Annotated in this window: 17 protein-coding genes and 5 pseudogenes; 13 read left to right on the forward strand and 9 right to left on the reverse strand. The window is 59.5% G+C overall.

From position 1 onward, the window contains the following. Positions 1-116 precede the first annotated feature (116 nt). From PQR02_RS36060 to PQR02_RS36070, 3 genes are all read left to right on the forward strand, one after another. Positions 117-239 carry a hypothetical protein gene (locus PQR02_RS36060; protein ID WP_408242659.1) on the forward strand — a complete coding sequence of 41 codons (123 nt, stop codon included), beginning with the start codon at positions 117-119 and terminating at the stop codon, positions 237-239. A gap of 143 nt (positions 240-382) precedes the next feature. After that, on the forward strand, positions 383-2,197 hold the full coding sequence (locus PQR02_RS36065) for a methyl-accepting chemotaxis protein (RefSeq protein ID WP_408242660.1): 1,815 nt from the start codon (positions 383-385) through the stop codon (positions 2,195-2,197). A gap of 139 nt (positions 2,198-2,336) precedes the next feature. Further along, a complete protein-coding gene (locus tag PQR02_RS36070; protein WP_408242661.1) occupies positions 2,337-2,546 on the forward strand; it encodes a hypothetical protein in 210 nt (69 codons plus the stop codon). 48 nt (positions 2,547-2,594) lie between these two features. Here PQR02_RS36070 and PQR02_RS36075 read toward each other — a convergent pair whose 3' ends face one another. Next, entirely contained in the window at positions 2,595-2,741 is a 147-nt protein-coding gene (locus PQR02_RS36075) for an HU family DNA-binding protein (RefSeq protein ID WP_408242662.1), read from the reverse strand. 440 nt (positions 2,742-3,181) lie between these two features. On the opposite strand from PQR02_RS36075, the gene PQR02_RS36080 reads away from it, so the two are divergent. The 7 genes and pseudogenes from PQR02_RS36080 (at position 3,182) to PQR02_RS41075 (ending at position 7,600) form a co-directional block, all read left to right on the forward strand. Continuing rightward, on the forward strand, positions 3,182-3,631 hold the full coding sequence (locus tag PQR02_RS36080; protein WP_408242663.1) for an SET domain-containing protein: 450 nt from the start codon (positions 3,182-3,184) through the stop codon (positions 3,629-3,631). Between the two features lie 455 nt (positions 3,632-4,086). After that, positions 4,087-4,362, forward strand: a pseudogene (locus PQR02_RS36085) (IS66-like element accessory protein TnpA); the annotation flags it as partial. 56 nt (positions 4,363-4,418) lie between these two features. Further along, a pseudogene (gene tnpB, locus PQR02_RS36090) lies at positions 4,419-4,589 on the forward strand (IS66 family insertion sequence element accessory protein TnpB); the annotation flags it as partial. 9 nt (positions 4,590-4,598) lie between these two features. After that, positions 4,599-5,033 (forward strand): IS66 family transposase, encoded by a 435-nt coding sequence (locus PQR02_RS36095; protein WP_408242674.1) that lies wholly within the window; start codon positions 4,599-4,601, stop codon positions 5,031-5,033. Between the two features lie 174 nt (positions 5,034-5,207). After that, a complete protein-coding gene (locus tag PQR02_RS36100; protein WP_408242664.1) occupies positions 5,208-6,335 on the forward strand; it encodes a molecular chaperone DnaJ in 1,128 nt (375 codons plus the stop codon). Between the two features lie 127 nt (positions 6,336-6,462). Beyond that, positions 6,463-7,069: pseudogene (locus PQR02_RS36105) on the forward strand (IS6 family transposase); the annotation flags it as partial. A gap of 264 nt (positions 7,070-7,333) precedes the next feature. Then, the gene (locus tag PQR02_RS41075) at positions 7,334-7,600 is read left to right on the forward strand and encodes a group II intron maturase-specific domain-containing protein (RefSeq protein ID WP_459252062.1); all 267 of its coding nucleotides are present in this window, start codon (positions 7,334-7,336) and stop codon (positions 7,598-7,600) included. Positions 7,601-7,947: 347 nt separating this feature from the next. Here the strand turns inward: PQR02_RS41075 and PQR02_RS36115 are convergent, their stop codons facing one another. From PQR02_RS36115 to PQR02_RS36135, 5 genes are all read right to left on the reverse strand, one after another. Beyond that, positions 7,948-9,057 (reverse strand): ABC transporter ATP-binding protein, encoded by a 1,110-nt coding sequence (locus PQR02_RS36115; protein WP_408242665.1) that lies wholly within the window; start codon positions 9,055-9,057, stop codon positions 7,948-7,950. Positions 9,058-9,062: 5 nt separating this feature from the next. Next, entirely contained in the window at positions 9,063-10,094 is a 1,032-nt protein-coding gene (locus PQR02_RS36120; RefSeq protein WP_408242666.1) for a carbohydrate ABC transporter permease, read from the reverse strand. Further along, the gene (locus PQR02_RS36125) at positions 10,091-11,245 is read right to left on the reverse strand and encodes a carbohydrate ABC transporter permease (protein WP_408242667.1); all 1,155 of its coding nucleotides are present in this window, start codon (positions 11,243-11,245) and stop codon (positions 10,091-10,093) included. The genes PQR02_RS36120 and PQR02_RS36125 overlap by 4 nt, the downstream gene beginning before the upstream one ends. A 107-nt stretch (positions 11,246-11,352) precedes the next feature. Then, positions 11,353-12,834, reverse strand: a complete 1,482-nt coding sequence (locus tag PQR02_RS36130; RefSeq protein WP_408242668.1) for an extracellular solute-binding protein — start codon at positions 12,832-12,834, stop codon at positions 11,353-11,355. A 121-nt stretch (positions 12,835-12,955) separates the two neighbouring features. After that, positions 12,956-13,666 (reverse strand): GntR family transcriptional regulator, encoded by a 711-nt coding sequence (locus tag PQR02_RS36135; RefSeq protein ID WP_408242669.1) that lies wholly within the window; start codon positions 13,664-13,666, stop codon positions 12,956-12,958. Positions 13,667-13,853: 187 nt separating this feature from the next. Here PQR02_RS36135 and PQR02_RS36140 point away from each other — a divergent pair. Next, a pseudogene (locus PQR02_RS36140) lies at positions 13,854-14,138 on the forward strand (fuconate dehydratase); the annotation flags it as partial. A 145-nt stretch (positions 14,139-14,283) separates the two neighbouring features. Continuing rightward, on the forward strand, positions 14,284-15,369 hold the full coding sequence (locus PQR02_RS36145; protein ID WP_408242670.1) for an alpha-hydroxy acid oxidase: 1,086 nt from the start codon (positions 14,284-14,286) through the stop codon (positions 15,367-15,369). Between the two features lie 39 nt (positions 15,370-15,408). Here PQR02_RS36145 and PQR02_RS36150 read toward each other — a convergent pair whose 3' ends face one another. From PQR02_RS36150 to PQR02_RS36160, 3 genes and pseudogenes are all read right to left on the reverse strand, one after another. After that, positions 15,409-15,564: a hypothetical protein gene (locus PQR02_RS36150; protein WP_408242671.1), complete on the reverse strand. Its 156-nt coding sequence runs from the start codon at positions 15,562-15,564 to the stop codon at positions 15,409-15,411. A gap of 311 nt (positions 15,565-15,875) precedes the next feature. After that, positions 15,876-16,063: pseudogene (locus PQR02_RS36155) on the reverse strand (IS630 family transposase); the annotation flags it as partial. 261 nt (positions 16,064-16,324) lie between these two features. After that, complete coding sequence (locus PQR02_RS36160) at positions 16,325-17,245, reverse strand: LysR family transcriptional regulator (protein ID WP_408242672.1); 921 nt, start codon at positions 17,243-17,245, stop codon at positions 16,325-16,327. Between the two features lie 547 nt (positions 17,246-17,792). Between PQR02_RS36160 and PQR02_RS36165 the strand changes: the two genes are divergently transcribed. After that, a partial coding sequence (locus PQR02_RS36165; protein WP_408242673.1) for a DUF3772 domain-containing protein occupies positions 17,793-20,313 on the forward strand: 2,521 nt, incomplete at its 3' end.

Here is a 20,313-nt window from a genome sequence, read left to right on the forward strand (position 1 = left end):
CAATATAGAAACTGGATCCTCACGATTCCCGGATCCTCTGCCCTCTCCCCTTCGCCCGAAATAGTCGTCTGACGTAACACACATCAGTTCCCGAGCGGCTCTGCAAGCTCGGTTGCATGGTGCTCGCCGAAGGCGTGGAAAGAGAAAATCAGCATGCCGCATTGCAGGGTTGTGGTATCGAACTCGCCCAAGGCTGGCTTTATGGCAAGCCGGAGGCCGTCGAGTCTGTCCTACGCTGAAGCGTCTGATCGCGTGGCACCGAAAGACAATCTGGAACGACCGGCCCGACGACCAGCCGGACGCCGTATAAAAAGACGCTCGTTGTACCTCGAATGATGCGTTTGCCCGTTGAGAGGGCGAGCGGCTGAAAGGGGGCGCCGGCATGAACGATCCGACAAAGATCCACGATTTTTGTTCGAGTGACGACGCAAGCGGAAAGCCGCCGTACATCTCGTTCGATAGGCAAATCAAATTAAATTGTTTATTTAGATACAAATACTGTATCGCGCAGATTTTTCTTGTTACTATTGGCGCAAGAAGTAGAAACGGCGCGTCGCGTTGCTGGCCCGCAAAGGTCCACGCAAGTCAAGGCTACGTCAGCACACGGGGAACCCATGAACACAAACAAGAAGACATTCAGCATTCGGGCGCGGTTGATCGCAGGGTTCGGCGTGGTGCTCATCGCGCTCGTCGCGCTGACGATAATCGCGATCAGCCAGGTCGAGATGGTTCGAGCGCGGCTCGACGACATCATCGACGAAACGGCGTAAAGGAACGTTACGCGATCAACTTTCGCGGAAGTGTCCACGACCGCTCCATCGCGGTGCGTGACGTGACGCTTGTATCCGCAGCAGAACTTCCTTCGGTCATCGATCACATTCATGCGCTCGCGAGCCAGTACGAAGAATCGGCTGGCCCGCTTGCCAGGATCTATGCCGAACGTACCGATATCACAGCCGAGGAACTGGCGATCTATGCACGGGTCAACGCCGCGCGCGAGCACAGCCTGCCGCTGATCCAGCAGGTGATCAGCTTGCAGCAGGCGGGCGACGTCGAGGGCGCGCGCAAGATCCTGCTCGATGATGCCCGTCCCGCGCTTGTGGAATGGCTTGCCGGGGTCAACGCACTAATCGACTATCAGGAGCACCTCAACCGGCAGGAAAGCGCCGAGGCGCGCAAGATCAGCACTGATTTTCGCTGGTTGATGAGCGTGCTGACGCTGCTCGCGTGCGGGGTTGGCATCGCCATCGTCTACGCGACTGTGCGCAACATCACCCAGGCCCTCGGGGCCGAGCCTGGCGACGTGGTGGAACTGGCCGAGTCGATCCGCGCGGGCAACCTCGCGCGTCGAATCGAATTGCGGCGTGGCGATACGTCGAGCGTGATCGCCGCAATGGCACGCATGCAGCAAAGGCTCGCCGAAATCGTCACCCAGATGCGCGACGCCGCGCAAGGCGTCGCGGTTGCCACGGAGCAAATCGCGCTGGGTAACGCCGACCTGAGTACGCGCACCGAGCGGCAGGCAGCCGAACTCGAACAGGCGAGCAGCGCGCTCGAGGAATTTGACTCCAGCGTAGCAGCCAATGCCCAAAGCGCAGGCAACGCCGACGAACTGGCAAAGCATGCCTCGGCTACCTCGGCACAGGGTGGCACTGCGGTTGGTCAGGTTGTCAACACAATGCGAGCGATCAGCGAATCGTCAAACCGCATCGAAGACATCATCGCCGTCATCGACTCGATCGCATTCCAGACCAATTTGTTGTCCTTGAATGCCGCAGTAGAAGCCGCGCGTGCCGGTGCCGAGGGGCGAGGTTTCGCGGTCGTCGCCAGCGAGGTACGCATGCTCGCACAGCGCAGCGCAACTGCCGCGAAGGAAATCAAGGAACTTATCGGCGCGAGCAGCGCGCGGATCAGTGAGGGAGAGCGGCAGGTCGGTGCGGCCGGCACGACGATCTCCAACATCGTCGAAGCATCGCAGCGCGTCACGCACATCATGGAAGCGATGCACCAGGCCTGCCGTGCGCAGACGCAGCAGATCGGCGATGTACGTGGCGTGATCGGGAACCTTGAGCAAAACACGCAGCAGAACGTGACACTAGTACAGCAGTCGGCCGCTGCGGCGAAGACGCTGAAGGAACAGGCGCAGGGTTTGCTGGACTCGGCGCAGGTATTCACGCTCCCGTTCCAGACGCATTGAAAGAGCCGGTCGTTGCTATCTGGCTATAGGCACAGTTGTACTGGGCGCGGCTTCATCGATGTTGGCGCCGATCCATGGATTAAAACACGCCTTAACAGCTTGTCTTCTGATCGTCGTCTAGCACCCGCATCGGCGCCGCATGATCGAATCGACCGCCGCGCAAGCCGACAATCAGCGTTTCGAACTGGAAGCGGCCTATCTGACCTTGAGCAGCAATCTCGCGCTTGCAGCGTTCAACGTTGCGGCGCTGCGCGGGCAGATCGCTGCGCAGCAGGCTGCGGACACGCAACAACAATCTAATATTCAAACTGCATCGCGCATGCAAGAATTCTTTCGACGCAATCTGTAGCGCTGCCTTCAACGCTTATGGAAACCCTTGAACTCGAACCGTAGCTGCTCAGGCAGCGTTGACGACGTCCCTGAACGGCTTGCCGACCATGAACTTCACTGTCTTTGCCGCCGGGGATGGTGATCTGTCGCCCGTCGACGAGTTACGGCCATTACGCCCGGCACGCGCACACGTCGACAACAATCCGGGAGCCAATCAGCTGGACCGTCTCTCCACGCATCACGGCCGCGTTTACGGCCTCGATGATGGCATCAATGGCTTCGCCCGTGCTGGCCCTGGTTCGCCCGTGCCGGCTGCGACAGCATTGATGAACTCCTGTCTGTGGACTCCCTTTGATAAACGCGCGCGTATCAAAGACAGAACCTTCACCCTGATGCAGGTGTACCGTGCCAGGCAACCTTCAAGGCATTGAGAAAAGCATCGCCGCGGCAAACACGCCGTTATCAGGCGGACCCTATGCCGTGGCGACCCAACCTTCTGCTGACGGGGTTTTGGCGAATCTGGACAGGTGCGTAGGAGCGTTTGACGGTTAGTTGCGTACAAGACAATATGACACGTTGAATACGAACCACTGCAGCGATATGCTTCGCATCTAAACTTGAATGACGAAAAGACATACGGCGGGGAACGACACAATGCGACTGCGACGCATCACTGCACGCCGCTCATCGGTGCATGGCAAGGGACTCTTTGCGCTTCAGGCCATCGCCGCAGGCGAGCGCCTCATCGAGTACAGGGGTGAAGTAACAAGCTGGCGACTCGCCGCTGCCCGTCAACGGTCCGATGTCGGGCATACATTCGTGTTTGGTCTGTCCGACGGCCGGGTGATCGACGGCAGCCGCGGCGGCAACAGCGCGCGCTTCCTGAACCACGCCTGTACGCCCAATTGCGAGGCAATCGAAGTGGGTGATCGTGTCTTCATTCATGCCATCGCCACCATCAAGCCTGGCGAAGAGCTGTTTATTGATTACGGTCTTGAGGTTGACGGTGAGCTCACAGACGACATCCGGACCCAGTACCTTTGTCATTGCGGCGCTTCCGCTTGCCGTCAATCAATGCTTGGCGGCAGTACGGCGGCACCGTGACGGAAGCGCACATCAGATACAAGTCGGCGCCGAACGACCGCTTTGCTCCCTCATCGCCTGACCCATCTATCGCGGCTCGTGGAATGGGCGAGCCGCTGTTCAATGCCTGATGCCGGCCAACTGCCACCGGTCGTGCTCTCAGGCGTTCAACGGCGGGCAAATGAGGCGTCCGGTCATCCAGGCTGACTTGTCAGGGACAGCCGTTCGGCAAATGCCGACTGGGGCGCGCTGCGTTCTACCGTTGCAGGCGGCTTGCGTGCGGTGAAATAAGCGCACATGGTTTCCTGAGGCTTGATCGCGCAGCATATGTCCACCTCATTGACAGGTGGACATATGACGCAGAATTCCTCAGATCCGTTGAAGCTTGAGCCCGTCGGGGTGAGCAGTGATGGCCGACGGCGCTACTTGACGAAGAGGCCAAACAGAAGCTGGTCGAGGCCTGCCTGCAGCCGGGCGTGTCTTTGGCTGGCATGGCGCTCAAGGCTGGTGTGAACGCGAACCTGCTGCGCCGGTGGGTCAGCAAGCACCAGGAGAAACGCAACGGCACTGCCGCGACGGACGTAATCGAAGGTACGCCGTCGGCGTTCGTGCCGGTCGTCGAGATCGGCCGCACCGACGCGCAGTCGAGGCGATCCGGACCGCAATCGGAACTCCAGCCGGCGCACGGCGAATCCGTGCGCAGCTCGCTGCGCCCACCGGCACCGTCACGGCTGACGGTGGAAATGCCCAATGGCCTTACGCTCAAGCTCGAATGTAGCGGGCAGGACACGACGTTGGTGTCGGCGATGTGCGGGTCTGTCTGCACCGCGACGCCGTCGATTTTAGGAACGGGATTAACGGTCTCGTTATCCTGGTCGATCAGTCCATGCAGCTTGACCCATTTGCCCGTGCGGTCTTCGCCTTCCGTAACACGCGTGCGAACCGCATCAAACTGCTGTTTTACGAGCGCTCGGGTTTCTCGCTGACGATGAAACGGTTAGAGGTTGACCGTTGCAACATGTGCGCTTCAAATACGCGTGCAGCCACTGCGAGCGCCACGCCGGTTCTGCCTGAGAGCCTGTTGGGCAAGGCGATCAGTTACACGAGAAACCAATGGCAATATCTAAGCCGCTACGTGATCGATGGGCGTGCGCCCGTGGATAACAACATTCTGGAAAGAGACATCAGGCCATTTGCAACAGCGAGACATTCGTGGCTCTTCTCTGACACAGTTGCGGGCGCGAAGGCGAGTGCCATGGTCTACAGCCTCGTGCTGACGTGCCGGGCCTGCAATGTCGAGCCCTATTCGTATCTGCATCATGTGCTGACCGAAATGCCACAACGGGCATCGGACGCTGACATCAGCGACCTGCTGCCGTTTAACTTCGCCAAACGAGTGCAGCTCGCTACAACCCACCCATGAAGCGCCCGGTCCGGGGTCCAGTCCGCGTTCTCCACGAGCTCCGGCATAGGTCGATCATCGGTCGGCAACGTGCGCGTGTTCGCTCTCGCACCGCGGGCGCCAGCGCGTTGCAACCGCGACCTCGGCTAAAATAGCGGGGTGCTCACTCTTGCATCAGCCAGCGGAAATCATCCCATGACCAAGACAACTCTCAGGTCCATCAGCCTTGCTCCCGACCATAACAAGTCTCATCTCTCGAAGGGGCAAAAGGCGTTCAACACGCTGATCAAGCAGATCGAAAAGCGGCGCGCCCGGCTGAGTGCCTGGGAGGCTGCAATGCCTGCCTTCCATCGGAAATATCTAAGCGAGTTCGCTCCTCTTGAGCAAACTTCCATCGATTTGCGCGCCAAGCTCGTGCATCGCCTGGACCAGGCGTACGGTCAGAAGGGGCTGACCAAATCCGAGCGGCGCACGATTGCAGACCTGATCAGCGACCTGGCAGGTGAGCTGGTTGCGCAGAGTGATGATCTGGAGCTTAAAACGATTTACAACCGATATAGCGAATCTGACTTCGACAGTGAAGCCGCCGCCGAGTTGGACGACATGAAATCGGCGCTCGAGGCCATGCTCGGGGTCGAGCTGGGCGACGACGTTGATATGAGTTCTCCCGAGGATGTACTGCAGCGCGCCCATGCGCAAATGGAGCAGCTGCAAGCACAAGATGCACTCGAAACCCAGGCTCGGGAAGCGCGCCGCGCCAAACGAAAAAAGACGCCCAGGCAACTCGCAGCAGAGGCACGAGAAAAAGTCGAGCAGGCCGAACTGAGCTTATCCATCCGCGAGGTCTATCGCAAACTGGCCAGCGCCTTGCATCCCGACCGCGAAACCGATCCGCAGGAGCGTGATCGGAAGACCGCTCTGATGCAAAGGGCCAACCAGGCATATAGCAAAAACAGCCTGTTGCAATTACTTGAGTTGCAGTTGGAGCTGGAACATATCGACCAAAGCGCCATCAACAACATCGGCGAAGACCGGTTGAAACACTACAACAAGATTCTGAAGGAACAGGTCGGTGAACTCGACCACGAAATCCTGCATGTCGAGAACGGATTCAAGCACAGCTACGGAATTCCGTCCTTCATCGATGTGTCGCCCAGCACCATCATGCGCAATCTAGCCGCCGATATCTTCTCGCTGCAGGAGAGCCTCCACGCCCTTGAACGTGACCTGCTCGTATTCGACGACGTCAAGGAACTTAAGGGCTGGCTAAAGTTCGTGAAACGGTCATTAGCCACGCCGCGTTTCGACGATATGCCGTTCTAGGGGAGCGCCGCTCCTCATGCTTCTTCCGTAGTGTGGAGAAAACACCGCTTACGCAGATAGACATTGCCGCCCAGGCTGATATGTCCGAGCCGCGTCCTGCTGGTCGGTGACGAGCAAGCGGAAAGGCCTGGAGGCGTTGTTTGATGGGCGACATTTTGATCGGGAGATCATCATTCTCTGCGTGCGCTGGTACCTTCGCTACAAGCTCAGCCTGCGCGATCTGGTCGAGATGATGGCCGAGCGCGGTTTGTCGCTGGTGCACACCACGATTATGCGTTGGGTGAAGCGCTTTACGCCGGAGTCCGTCAAGCGCTGGAACCGGTTTGGCATATCCACTGGCCGGTCATGGCGTGTTGACAAGACCTATCTGAATTTTCGTGGCAAGTGGGTCTGTCTCTACCGGGCGGTAGATCGGGTCGGCCAGACAGTGGACTTCATGCTCAGGGCAAAGCGCGATGTGAGCGCGGCCAAAGCCTTTTTCAGCAAGTCCATCAAACATCAGGGCCAGCCACCGGAGACGATCACGCTCGATGGGTATGCCGCCTCGCACCGGGCCGTGCGCCAGATGATCGCTGACGCTCTGCTGCCTGAGGGGGCGCATGTGCGCTCCTCGAAGTATCTGAATAACGTGATCGAACAGAATCATCGAAACACCAAGTCCCAAACGATTCAGGTGTGCGAAGACCATGATTTCACGCATCGAGTTGATGCACGGCATCCGCAAGGGTCAGTTCAATCTCCGCACTCTCGGACTCAAGGATACTATTGCCCCCGCCGTCTGGAGTGCTGTCCTATTCAATAAATCAGGCATCCTTATGTATTGGAGACGCTCCGGCTTCACCGGCTGTGTGCACCAGAACCGGTCAAGCCTGCAGTGGTTGATTTTCTGGTGGAACGCGGGTTAGTCCTCTCGCCAGAGAAGACCAGAATAACGCATATCAGAGAGGGGGTTTGACTTCCTCGGATGGAACATTCGCAAGTACAACGGCAAGCTGCTTATGAAGCCGTCCAAAGCGAACGTCAAAGCGCATCTTGACAAAATCCGTGAAGTCATCAAGGCCGACAAGACGACTAAACAGGCAAACCTGATAAGGGTGCTCAATCCGGTATTACGTGGATCGGCGAATTACCACGGCCATGTAGTCGTCAAGGAAACCACGCCAATCCATCGGCATATCAAGATCAGAGCCAACGCCAATCCGCACGACCCAGAAGGGGAGCATTACTTCGAGTCCCGATGGGCCACGAAAAGGCAGAACTCGTGAAAAGGCCGTGCGAAGTTTTACCGTGTCTGGCGAAGGCAGGATGTCATGTGTTCGACCTGCCAGGAACCAATCACAAATGGCACCCCTTGGGGTGTTCGTCCCATTGTGACAAGAGCCGAGGGCGGGTCGGATGCAGCCGGCAACCTTCGGATGCACCATCTCAATTGCCTTAGAAATCATGAGTCTGCCGGAATTACAGTTGTGAAACCGGGTGTCGAAAGATGCCTTTTCAGAGGCTTGAGCCGTGTGGATCGAAAGACCGATGCCCCGTTCCGAGGGGGCTGGACGCGGGTAACCGCCCCCAGCTACCCGACAGTACACAATCCGCTGCCCGCATCCGTCAATACTCAGCACTGCCGGATACGCAGGCCCGAACTCTGGTCGAAGAAATAAACACGCTCGCGGCTCGCCCGCAGGCCGACCTCCGCGCCGATCTCTCCAGTAAACATGTTCGACACCTTGACGACCATCTGCTGCTGTCCGACGTTCAGCGTGACGAGCGAGTGATCGCCGATCAATTCGACCGAATAGATGCGTCCCCGGAACTCACCATCAGCCGCGGTGACGAGCATGCAGTCTTCGGGACGCACGCCAAGCACCGCTTCCCCATGATAATTTACGTCCGCAACCAGTGCCATGCCTTCCGACTCGAAGCGGTTGTTCGTCAGCGTGCCGCGCAGAAAATTCATTGGTGGCGAACCAATGAAGCCCGCGACGAACAGATTGGCGGGGTCCGAATAAATGCGCGCTGGGGCGTCGAGTTGTTGCAGCACGCCTTTGTCGATCAGCGCAACACGATGCGCGAGGGTCATTGCCTCGATCTGGTCATGTGTGACGTAGATCGTAGTGACACCGAGTTCATGCTGCATGTGCTTGAGTTCGGCACGCATATGGCCGCGCAGCTTCGCATCGAGGTTCGACAGCGGTTCGTCCATCAGAAACGCCGCGGGGCGGCGAACAATGGCGCGGGCGAGCGCGACGCGCTGCCGCTGGCCGCCCGATAACTGACGCGGATACCGGTCGAGCTGCGGTTCAAGATGAACGCTCACCGCCACCTCGCGCACCGCCGCATCGATCTCGGCCTTCGGGCGCTTTCTCACGATCAGCGGGTAAGCAATGTTCTCGAACACCGTCTTATGCGGATACAGCGCGTAGGACTGAAATACCATCGCAACATCACGATCGCGCGGCAGTTGCTGTGTCACGTCGTTGTCGCCGACGTAGATGCTCCCCTCACTCGCCGATTCGAGTCCCGCGATGATGCGCAACGCGGTCGTCTTGCCGCAACCAGACTCGCCAAGAAGGACAAGAAACTCGCCCGCACGTACGTCCAGTGACAGGTCGTGCAGTACGCGCGTGTCTCCGAATGTCTTGCTGACGTTGCGCAGCGAGACGCTCTTCGAATGCGGCAACGTCGAGCTCGCGAAATGCGACGGGCGTGGCGCCTTCGTCCCCATGTCGTTCATCCTTTGACCGCTCCCACCAGAATGCCTTTGACGATGAAGCGCTGTAGCGTGAGCGTGAGCAGCATCACCGGCAGAATCATGATCAGAATCAGCACCGACATGTTCCACCACTGCGGCCCCCGCGTGGCGTTCTGCGCGGCGACGAGAAGTGGCAGGGTTTGCGCGTTGGCCGTCGACAGAAAGAGCGCGAACAGATACTCGTTCCAGGAGAGGATGAGCACGAGCAGGCCTGTCGCCACGATACCCGGCGCGACGAGCGGGACCACGATGCCAAACAGGATGGCAAAGCGTGTCGCGCCATCGATCTGTGCGCTCTCCTCGATTTCTTTCGGCACGCTGGCGAAAAAATCGAACATCAGCCAGACGACAATCGGCACATTCGCTGTCGCATAGGTGATGATCAGCGCGGTCCGGGTGTCGAGCAGCCCGATGCTCTTGAAGGTCAGGTAGATCGGGATCACCGTGACGACCGGCGGCAAGATGCGTTGAGAAATAATCCAGAAGAGAATGTCGTCGTTGGCGAAATGGCGCCTTGCGCGTCGGATGATCGCGCGCAGCAGCAGGAAAAAGAGCGCGCCACACACGGCCACTGCGATCCGCAGGTCCACACCGCCCCAGCCGACGGCGGCCACCACCACGGCCAGCGTCAGGACGCCGAGACCCACCGCCGCGACGGGCGGCCTGTACTCGATGCGCGCGAGGGCGTAAGCCGCTATCGAGCCCAGGAACACGGCAGCAGCCGTTGAGCACGTGGCAATGATCAGCGAATTCACGTAGGGACGAAACGTGTCCGGCCCGAGGTCGACGAAGATGTAATGCCAAGCGTCGAGACTCGGCTTGAAGTCGATGAATGGCACGTAGACCGGCCCGTTCGATACGTCGATAGGCAGCTTGAACGACGTGATCGCCATCCAGTACAACGGAAACAATACGACCAGCGTCCATAGGCCAAGCAGCCCGTAGGCAATCACCCGGGTGCCGATGGGGATCTCACCGACCCGTGCGGGAACAAAGAGGCGCCGGATCATGATTGCCCCCCTCTCGCGCGCCGCACGACGAGTTGAAAAAATGACACACACGCGATCGTCGATACGAAGAACAACATGTAGGCGAGGGCCGATGCGCCGCCGAGATTCAGCGTGCGCCACTCGATGAACGCGTGCAGTGTCATTGATTCTGTCGCAATGCCGGGGCCGCCATTGGTCAGCACGTTCGGCAGGTCGACCACTTTGAACGCTTCGATCAGGCGAATCAGCACCGCGCTCGCGGCGACCGGCGCGATCGACGGCCAGGTCACGTCGCGAAAGATCCGCCAGCTCGACGCGCCATCGAGTTGCGCGGCCTCGATCTGGTCACGCGAGGTGCCTTCCAGCGCGGCCAGCAAGACGAGAAACATGAAAGGCACCCACTGCCAGGTATCCCCAATGATGACCACGATGCGCGCAAGCCATGGGTCCGCCGCCCACGAGATCTGCCCCAGCCCAAGCCACGCCCAAACCGGCGCAAGCGGGCCAACTGCGGTATCCGCCATCATGCGGAACATGTACGCGATGCCAACGGGTGTCACCATCAGCGGCAGAAAGAACAGAATCCGGAAACATCGGCCGCCCTTGAGCGGCAACGTGCACAGGTAGGCGAGCCCGAGACCCAGCAGGAACTGCAGCGCCACCCCGAACACCACGTAAAAGAGCGTCACCATCAGGCTGCCCAGCTCGCCGCCGTGACCGACCGTATTGGCGGCAAGCCACACGAGCGCCAGCAAGCACGCAGCGGCGATCAGCCGGCCGATGCCGCCGACGACAGAGCGATGCTTGCTGCGCAGGTAACTGAGGAGCCACCAGCCTGTAGCGAGCGCGGCACCGACCATCACCGAGAGGCTAATAATGCCCGGCGGCCGGAATACACCGACAAAGTGAAATTGCTGGCTGCCGCTAAAAAGCCTTGCGTAGTTGCGCATGCCGACGAACTTCAGTTCGTAGCCTCCCTCGCCGAGCGAGAACCGCATCAACGACAGATAGGCGGACGTGACTAGCGGAAAGATCGAAAAGGCGAGAATGAGCAGCACGGCCGGCAGCACGAACACGTAGGGAGCCTGACGATCCAGCCAGTTGGCAACAGATGACCTGCGCGACGCGCGTCGCTGTGAAGCAGGTGACGAAACGTGCGACGAAGATTGCATGAGCCAGTCTCGTGTCATCGTTACGGCAGACGAACGACGCTCGGACGCCGTTCGTCATCGCCTCTCCGGAAGCGGCGCCGGTTGGCGCAGACCGGCGCGGCATGCGGCTATTTGGCGCCGATCGACTCCCTGTAGGCCTTCAACTGGCCGTCCTTTCCGAGGTCATCGGTAATTTCATTCCAGCCTGTCTGGATCGCCTTCATGGTGGCGTCGGCATCAAGTTCCCCCGCGAGAAACCGCGCCACCGCGGTATCCAGTACGACTTGCTCGTAGCGCTGGTTCTGCGGGATACGCAGATCGATGATCATATTCGGGCTTTGCAGACTGGCCTTGATGGCGCCGAGGTAGGAGGCCGCGGCCGCGTCGCTCATCCCGGACTTCTTCCAGATCGACATGTCCGTGAACTGCGATCGGCGATACGGATTGAAACCGGTCGCACCGATCGTCACGTCAACATTCGATTGAGCAGGCTGGCTCATGTACGAGAGAAACGCGTAGGCTGCATCCTTCACCTTGGGGTTGGCCTTGGCATTGATCCCGCCGGACCAACCGCCGAATGCTGCAAAAGGCGCATGGTTCGCGCCCTCCACCGCATACGGGCAGGTACTCTTGTCGCACGCCACCAGCTTGCCGGTGTCACGGTTCAACACCTTCGTCGAGCCCGGCAGGATGACCGCGCCGACCTTGTCGATCACGTTCGAATGCTTCGGGTCGATCGCCAGCACGCCGACGTCACCCCAGTCGAGCGTCAGCGCGCAGTGTCCTGAAATGAAGGCGCTGCGCGTATCGCCGACGTCGAGATTGATTTCGTTCGGCGGCCCGTATTGGGTCGATTCCTTGTAGACGTTCAGCGCGGCCTTGAACGCATCATTGTTGACGAGCGGCCTGAAGTTGACCGGATCGAAGAAGGCTCCTTGCGCCGTCCCTTTCGACTGGATGTAGCCACCCGCAATCGAGATGATCGCCCAGTACGCCTGCGCGTTGCGCTTCTTCGAAATACAGGAACCCGCAACCGGTTTGCCGTCGCCGCCGAATACCTTGCCGTTCGCTGCCTTCGCGATGTCCAGGTAGTCGTCCCAGGTTCTCGGCGGCTGCTTGCCGAGCTGTTTCAGAATGTCGGTCCGGTAGTAGACCATCTGGAAGTCGCCGTCGAGCGCAACCAGATAGGTCTTGCCATTGAAACGCTGCGAAAAATCGCGGAAGAACGGCATGACGTCATCTTCCTTCAGCGCCGGATCACGGGCGACGCGCGCCGACAGGTCCTCGAGGAAGCCGCCCTTCGTATAGTCGACCATCCATTGCGGAGCGAACACCGCGGCGTCGACCGAGTTCGTACCGGAGGCCCAATCGGTCAGCAGCTTCTGGTACAAGTCGGAGAACGGCACGGTCAGAATGTTGACTTTGGCACCCGTGAGCTTTTCGAAGTCAGGTGCACGGCGCTGCAGCGGCTCCGCGATTTGCGGACCCACGAACGTCATCACATTGATGGTAACGCCATGGAAATCTTCTGCAGCGAGCGCATGCCCCGCTGCCATGAACCACGCAGCCGCCAGGGCGACGGCCACGCTTGCATGTTTGACGAGTTTCATTTCTTGTCTCCTCCATACCGAGTTGACTACGCAGCGCTCGGCGGCTGGCGAGCAGCCCACCCGATGCGCCCGGACTGCGGCGGTCCGGAGACTCTTATGAAGACTCGTGCGAAGGCCGGGTCTACTCCTCGAACAAATCGGGCCGTTCGCTGGCAAAGCGCCGCAACTCTGCAACGACTTCATCCAGATGACAGTGCATCGCGTGGGCCGCAGCTTCGGCGTCACGCTCCGCGATCGCCTCGAAGATGCGCACATGCTCCTCGAGTGTATGAATATGACGTTCCGGACTCCCCAGCAACTGGCGCGCACGATCAAGCGCGCTGCGCGACGTGGCGACGATTTCCTTTACGCGGGGCAAGTCGATAGCGTCGAGCAAGATCTCGTGGAAGGCGAGATCGAGCAGGTGAAATTCATGGCGCAATCCTTTGGCCACGGCCTCGCGTTGCTTGTCGAGGTTGGCGGCGAGCGCATCCAGAGTCGCATCAGAACGCGTCGACGACAGGCCGCGCACGGTCTCGACTTCGAGCGCGCTGCGGATAAACAGATGCTGGCGGATGTCGTGAATCACGATCGGCTTCACACGCGTGCCGCGTTGCGGCAACACCTCGACGAGCCCAGCGGTTGCAAGCTTGGCAAGCGCCGCGGACACCGGAAAACGCGACACGCCCATCCGTTCGCAGACCGCCTGCTTGTCGATCATCATTCCCGGCTCCAGCGCCAGCGTGACGATAGCCTCGCGCAACGCCTCTGCCACGGCGTCGGTCAAACTACTCCGTTCCCCGCCCTGCAGTTTCTGCAATGCGGCATACGGGTCGATGGCCACTGACTTCATGGAGCAGGAGGCTCACGGAGAGCTTGATTTACAACTAACATGCTAGCATGCTAGGTGGTGAAATCAATGCTGTCAACGCGTGCTAACGCTTGGAGTGTGGCCTCGTGTGTGCTTGCCAGTGGCGCCTAGTGCACCATGCACGCGTACCATCCTGGCTGCCGCACCGGTCACCCTTGGGGGCGTCCGGATGACCACGATCACAAACCTGTCCGTTCGGGACATTCGCTGCCCGACTTCCCGCTCACTCGATGGCTCCGATGCGATGAATGCGGCGCCGGATTATTCGGCCACCTACGTCGTGCTCGAAACAGACTCACCGGAACAGATGACGGGACACGGACTCACCTTCACTATCGGCCGGGGTAACGAAATTTGCGTGACCGCGGTGAACTCGCTGGCGCCGCTCATCGTCGGCAAGACCCTTGAAGACATCGTTGCCGACATGGGTTCGTTCTGGCGCGCCGTCACGTCAGTGAATTTTTTCCAGGCATTCCCTGAATACCGGGCGACCGTCCGAGAACGTACACTCGTCGTTATTCCCTGTGCTGAGAAAAACTGTGCCTGCCATCACCTGCATCGAAGATTTACGCGTGCTTGCTCAACGGCGCGTACCGCGCATGTTCTACGACTACGCCGATAGTGGCTCGTGGACCGAGAGTACCTACCGCGCCAATGAACGTGACTTCCAGCGCATCAAGCTGCGCCAACGAGTAGCGGTCAACATGGCGGCCCGCAGCACGCGCACGCAAATGGTCGGTCAGGAGGCCGCCATGCCCGTGGCGCTCGCGCCGACGGGGTTGACCGGCATGCAACATGCCGACGGCGAAATCCTCGCTGCACGCGCGGCGGAGAAGTTCGGCGTCCCGTTCACCTTGTCCACGATGAGCATCTGCTCGATCGAGGACGTTGCCGCCGAGACCAGCAAGCCGTTCTGGTTCCAACTTTATATGATGCGCGACCGCGATTTCATCGTGCGGTTAATTGAGCGGGCTCGCGCGGCACGGTGCAGCGCCCTGATGCTAACGCTGGACCTGCAGATCCTCGGCCAACGCCACAAGGACATCAAGAACGGGCTGTCAGCGCCGCCCAAAATGACCCCAGCGAACCTCATTAATCTGGCGACCAGGCCGCGCTGGTGCCTCGGCATGCTCGGCACCCGGCGGCGCACCTTCGGCAACATCGTCGGTCATGCAAAGGGTGTAGGCGATCTATCGTCCCTGAGTTCGTGGACCGCCGAACAGTTCGATCCGGCGCTGAGTTGGGCGGACGTCGAGTGGGTCAAGAAGCTATGGGGTGGCAAACTCATTCTGAAAGGCATCATGGATGTCGAAGATGCGCGCCTTGCCGCCAACAGCGGTGCCGACGCGCTGATCGTCTCCAACCATGGCGGCCGCCAACTCGACGGTGCACCCTCTTCGATCTCGGCCCTCCCCGAGATCGCGCGTGAGGTCGGCTCGCGCATCGAGGTGTGGATGGACGGCGGCATCCGCAGCGGACAGGACGTGTTGAAAGCCGTTGCGCTCGGCGCCAGGGGCACGCTGATCGGCCGCAGCTTCCTCTACGGCCTGGGTGCGATGGGAGAGGCTGGTGTCACACAGTGCCTGCAGATCATCCAGAAGGAGCTGGACATCACCATGGCCTTTTGCGGCCACACTGACATCCGTCAGGTGGACGCGCGGATCCTGCTGCCTGACAGGCGTTGAAGACCTGCGCCAAGCGCGACAACAGGCGGTGGACGGTGTTCAGCCAGATGTTCGGCGTATTCCGTTCGCCGCCTCTTCTTTCGGGCGGCAATCTTCCGATGCTTGCAGAAACGTCGAACTCCACCAGTGCGGATCGAACTTGCGGATCCGGTGAAGCAGTGCTTCATGCCGGTTGATCCGCTCGTCGAGCGACACCGTCAGCGCCCGCTGAATGTGACAGTCCAACCATGCCATGTGGCGAAGCGTTCCCGGGCGACCCAACGTTGTTTGCGGACGTCAACACGTTAGAGGACCTGAAAACGGTGCGACTCGCACAGGAGCAGGACTGGCCGGATACCCAGATTTTCAGCGCCAACGGCATCAATGTGGTCGCCGCTCCGAGTTACCACGATAGGAATATTTCTATGACCGTTGGCGATGCGGCAGTCAAAAATACTCGCGCTCTTGACCGTGCGACATTTCGTTCGCCTCGTCCAAAATGCAAAAGGCGCCATGCGAAAGCAAAGCACCGTGGCATGCGTGAGCTGAAGACGCTGGGCAATTGCGCTGTGGGCTCCCCGGCTGCGGCAGCCAGCACGATGCGCGCACGCGTCACCAGCGCCGACGAAATCGCGCGCGAACGCGCGATCGAAGTCGGTTGCGAGCGCTCATCTTCACTCAACACCAGTTCGGCCTTCGGTCGTCCCATGGGCATGCTGGTCTCTCCCGTTTCGTTGATACCGGCATGCCACGTAAACATAGATTGCTAACAACAGAACATTAGCTTGATGGTTGAGAGAGATCGTGTTTTGACTGCCTTTTGGCCACCGCAGCCGCAGGCAGTCGAGCTCGGAGCTTTTGAGGTGAGACTGAGCACTTCTGCTTTTTTCACCCGCGGCAAAGCACCCTTCTACATCGCGAGGGAGCACAGCCTCCCGATAGATTACGTCGGGATGTCGCGCCAATGTGGGGCTACCTAACGAGCTACGTCCCAAGTTTCCGCGCCTCCGTCGAAAAACTCTGCGGTGTGGTCAATGAACGCCCTCACCTTCGCGGGCAGCAGCGTGCGTCCGACGTAGGCCAGGCGAACCTCCGCAGCAGTATCTGCAATTTCAAATCCTTCCAGCAGACGAACGAGCCGCCCCGCCTTGATGTCCTGCTGAACAAGAGTTACTGGCAGTACGCCCACACCAAATCCTTCGAGTACAACGTCGCGGTTGAAAATGGGGTTATTCGACGTGATCTCGTAGTTGATCGGGAATGCGACGTTTTCCTGCTCCATTCGAAAGGTGACGAATGGCTTGTGCATCGAAGGAGGAACAGTGACGAACACATGGTCCGCCAGGTCAGCAGGATGTCGAGGCCGAGAACGCCCGTTCAGATAAGTTTCGGTTGTGACGATGACCAGCGGTAAACGCTGGAGAAGCCGCGTCACGGCCAGATCCGTCGCCAGCATGAAAGGCAGGATGATACCGAGATCGTAACCGTCAGCCGTCAGGTCGACGGGCCGCTCGGTTAGAGTAACATCCAGGGCGATTTTCGGATGCTTACGTTTGAAAGACAAAATCAGCGGCGCGAGCCACGTCAGCGTGGTGGTCGTGTGCGCGACCAGTCGCAGCATTCCCGTAGGCAGTCGCCCATGGCTCGCCGCGCTGGCTTCGAGGCAGTCGAGATCGTCGAGGATGCGGCAGCAACCGTCGTAAAAGCGCTCCGCCGCTTCCGTCAGCGAAAACTGTCGGGTCGAGCGATGGAAAAGTCGCGCGCCCAGGCGCTCCTCCAAGGAGGCGATCGCCCGCGAAACGACTGATGGCGACAGGTCCATCATTTCCCCGGCGCGCCTGAAGTGTTTGACTTCGACGATAGTCCGGAAGAGGCGCAAGCTTTCGATATATTCCATGGTTCACGTCCCGTTTGCTATCTGACGTTATGGCGGCGGGCTCCAGACGTCACAACACGCAGATCCATACCTGGTCGCGCTCCGTATCGCAGTTCCGCAACCGCGAATGGGGCGCGAAAAATAGCAAGTCAATGTCTGCGCCGCACACTAGCCAGCAGTGAACTTCTCTGTCCCGTTACACCGTATTTTCCTCCGCCAACCAGCGAGCCTTACGGTGCTCTGCCTGCTGGACAGCCACAAATCGGCGTGCGCCGCTTGAAGGACGTAAGCGCGTGACCCTCCGGTCGCGCGGCCCAACTGCTTCGGCCCATCGAAACCACGGTCGCCCATCCGCGGCAGCAGGCTCTTGCCCTTGCACAGAGCCCATCTATGGTGGCATTATACTCATCTCTGATACTTATGTCATGTATGAATATTCGCTCAACTCTCAGACGTGAGGGTTGCGCGCGGATTTTCGCCCGACCACAACCCCGGTGCAACACTTCACATTGGTGTCTTGCGCACGAGCCAGACCTTTCAAACGCGCGTCCCTCACCGCCTTTTCGTTATGCGACAAGTACTTTTGATCATTTTTCGCCTTATGGCGCTGACAGTGCCCAGCCTGACTCCGGCTGCCTTATGCGCAGCGACGCTGCCGCCCCCGGGCATACACGCGCCTGCTCCGCACTCCACGGCTGCGGGACCCGATGCGTTGAAAATGCTGAACGCACTTCAGGATAAGCAGGACGAAATCAGGCAGCGAGCTTCGAGCGCGACAAGCGATGCGCAGCTGCTCGAGTTGGATGCACTGAGCCGGCGCGTTGCCGAAGACGTCGATAGACTGATAACCACGTCACTGCAGCCCGATCGCGCGAAAGCGCATGCACAACTCGACGTACTCGGAACGGCACCCCCGCCGGAATCGAATGCGGAAACTCCCGCAATCGCCCAACAGCGCAGCACGCTCGCTGAACAGCAGGCACAACTCGATACCGAACTCAGGCAGGCGGGAATCATCAAGGAGAACCTTGCCAACGTAAGCGCACAGATTGGGCGGCTGCTGCACGACCACCTGAAAGACCAACTGGCACTTCGCTCCGGAAGCATTCTCAGTGCTGCATTCTGGGCACCTGTGCTCCGTCCGGAAGCGTCAGACCATGAACGTCTGCGTGGCTTCAATGAGGAGGTCAGCAAGCAAATTCAATCGATATGGCAACCGGGCCACCGGCTCGTGACCACACTGATTATGCTGATGGCGCTGGCCGTCACGACAATCGGAGCTCGCGTTCTGGAGGTAATGTTAGGGACGTTTTGTCTGCGCCGCCTTCCCGAAGGCCGGCTGCGACGCAGCGCCATTGCGATATCGACCATGTTTGCGAGCATGATGGCCGCCGTATGTGCCGTTCAACTGGTTCTTTACGTCGTTACCCGTCAGCAGACCTTGGATCCTATCCTCCAGAGCTTCACCGATGGACTTGTCAAACATGTTCTGACCTGTGCTCTGGTCGCTGCACTCGGTCGTGCGTGGCTCTCTACACGACATCCTTCCTGGCGCCTGCCGGCCATCGCGGACCCCGTCGCTCGCGCGCTGAGCCCCTTTCCGCGGATATTGGCCACACTGCTGCTGTTTTCCGGAGCCATCGAACTGATCAACATGGCCGTCGACACCAGCCTGCAACTTACGCTCTTTACTCGCGGCCTGGTGGCGCTGGCCGTCGTCCTGACTATTGGGGCATCGCTGCTGCGGGCAAACCGGGTACGTACTGCGCTCGCCGCTGCCGGAGAGCCCCCCGAAGCGCGTTCTACCCTTGCGGGCATGATTCACGCCGCCGTCACTCTCGCCGTCGGGGTTTCTCTGATCGCACTACTCAGCGGTTACGTTTCGGTCGCGCGATTCCTCACTTATGAACTCGTCTGGTTCGATCTCGTGCTGTGCAGCCTTTATCTCCTGATGAAGCTCACGCATGATGTCTGCGAAAGTGTCTTTTCGCCACGTCACGCGAGCGGCAAAACAATCAAGCATCTGTTCGGGCTGGCAGACGTCCAGCTCGAACAGGTGGCAACGGTGCTTTCTGGGATCGGTCGCAGCGCATTGGTGCTTGCCGCAGTCATCGCGCTGCTCACGGGTGGCTTGGGAACAACCCCCGCAGACCTGATAAAAAGCATACTCGAGGTACTCGGAGGGGAGCGGCTGCCCGCTCTGAATATCGTTCCCGCCCATATCCTCACCGCCCTCCTTACGTGCGGAGTGGGCCTCTATCTGCTTGGATCGGTGCGCAAATGGCTGGACACCGAGTTTCTGCCCAAGACGCAAATGAGTTCGGGTATGCGTGCCTCGCTAATGACGGTGTTTGCCAACGTCGGCTATGTCCTTGTCGCGCTGCAAACCCTGTCCATGCTTGGCGTGAAATGGCAAAACCTGGCGTGGATCGTCAGCGCATTATCAGTAGGTATCGGATTTGGTCTGCAGGAGATTGTAAAGAACTTCATCTCCGGGCTGATACTGCTTGGCGAGCGGCCGGTCAAAGTAGGCGACATGATCAGCATCAATGGCATCGAAGGAGATATTCGGCGCATCAGTGTACGCGCGACCGAAATACAGCTCGGGGACAGGTCAACGGTGATCGTTCCCAATTCGCACCTTATTTCGCAGAATGTGCGTAACGTGACGATGGGAAGCAATACACAGGGAGTCGTCGCGCTCGAGCTCACCTTCGCGCTGGACATCGATCCCGAGCAGGTGCGGGAAATTCTTCTGGATGCCTACGGGGATCATCTATCGGTTCTCGATCATCCCGCGCCTTCGGTCATGTTCAGCCATCTGACGCCCGACGGCATCACGTTAAGCGTCACGGGATATGTCCGCAGCCCGAGGATCGCCGCCGATACCAGGAGCGAACTGCTATTTGCAATCCTCAAACGACTGCGTGCCGCCGAGATCCCGCTGTCGAGCCCTCGAACCGTAGTGCTGCAGCGGATGCGTCATACGCTCGCGGGCCAGGAAGTCAGTCATTTCGTTTCAGAACCCATTGCCGCTGGTGCTCTATCGGTAGCGGCCGGGAATAAGGAATCATCGGAAGGGTTGCTAG

The organism is Paraburkholderia sediminicola (assembly GCF_046026895.1).
Taxonomy (GTDB): Bacteria; Pseudomonadota; Gammaproteobacteria; order Burkholderiales; family Burkholderiaceae; genus Paraburkholderia; species Paraburkholderia sediminicola_C.

What these genes read in the sequence shown, in the direction of transcription:
- PQR02_RS36130 (WP_408242668.1), bottom strand. Translation starts at nt 12,834, where the DNA reads ATGAAACTCGTCAAACATGCAAGCGTGGCCGTCGCCCTGGCGGCTGCG.
- PQR02_RS36080 (WP_408242663.1), top strand. Translation starts at nt 3,182, where the DNA reads ATGCGACTGCGACGCATCACTGCACGCCGCTCATCGGTGCATGGCAAG.
- PQR02_RS41075 (WP_459252062.1), top strand. Translation starts at nt 7,334, where the DNA reads ATGAAGCCGTCCAAAGCGAACGTCAAAGCGCATCTTGACAAAATCCGT.
- PQR02_RS36160 (WP_408242672.1), bottom strand. Translation starts at nt 17,245, where the DNA reads ATGGAATATATCGAAAGCTTGCGCCTCTTCCGGACTATCGTCGAAGTC.
- PQR02_RS36095 (WP_408242674.1), top strand. Translation starts at nt 4,599, where the DNA reads ATGAAACGGTTAGAGGTTGACCGTTGCAACATGTGCGCTTCAAATACG.
- PQR02_RS36100 (WP_408242664.1), top strand. Translation starts at nt 5,208, where the DNA reads ATGACCAAGACAACTCTCAGGTCCATCAGCCTTGCTCCCGACCATAAC.
- PQR02_RS36125 (WP_408242667.1), bottom strand. Translation starts at nt 11,245, where the DNA reads ATGCAATCTTCGTCGCACGTTTCGTCACCTGCTTCACAGCGACGCGCG.
- PQR02_RS36115 (WP_408242665.1), bottom strand. Translation starts at nt 9,057, where the DNA reads ATGGGGACGAAGGCGCCACGCCCGTCGCATTTCGCGAGCTCGACGTTG.
- PQR02_RS36065 (WP_408242660.1), top strand. Translation starts at nt 383, where the DNA reads ATGAACGATCCGACAAAGATCCACGATTTTTGTTCGAGTGACGACGCA.
- PQR02_RS36060 (WP_408242659.1), top strand. Translation starts at nt 117, where the DNA reads ATGGTGCTCGCCGAAGGCGTGGAAAGAGAAAATCAGCATGCCGCATTG.
- PQR02_RS36145 (WP_408242670.1), top strand. Translation starts at nt 14,284, where the DNA reads ATGTTCTACGACTACGCCGATAGTGGCTCGTGGACCGAGAGTACCTAC.
- PQR02_RS36070 (WP_408242661.1), top strand. Translation starts at nt 2,337, where the DNA reads ATGATCGAATCGACCGCCGCGCAAGCCGACAATCAGCGTTTCGAACTG.
- PQR02_RS36120 (WP_408242666.1), bottom strand. Translation starts at nt 10,094, where the DNA reads ATGATCCGGCGCCTCTTTGTTCCCGCACGGGTCGGTGAGATCCCCATC.
- PQR02_RS36135 (WP_408242669.1), bottom strand. Translation starts at nt 13,666, where the DNA reads ATGAAGTCAGTGGCCATCGACCCGTATGCCGCATTGCAGAAACTGCAG.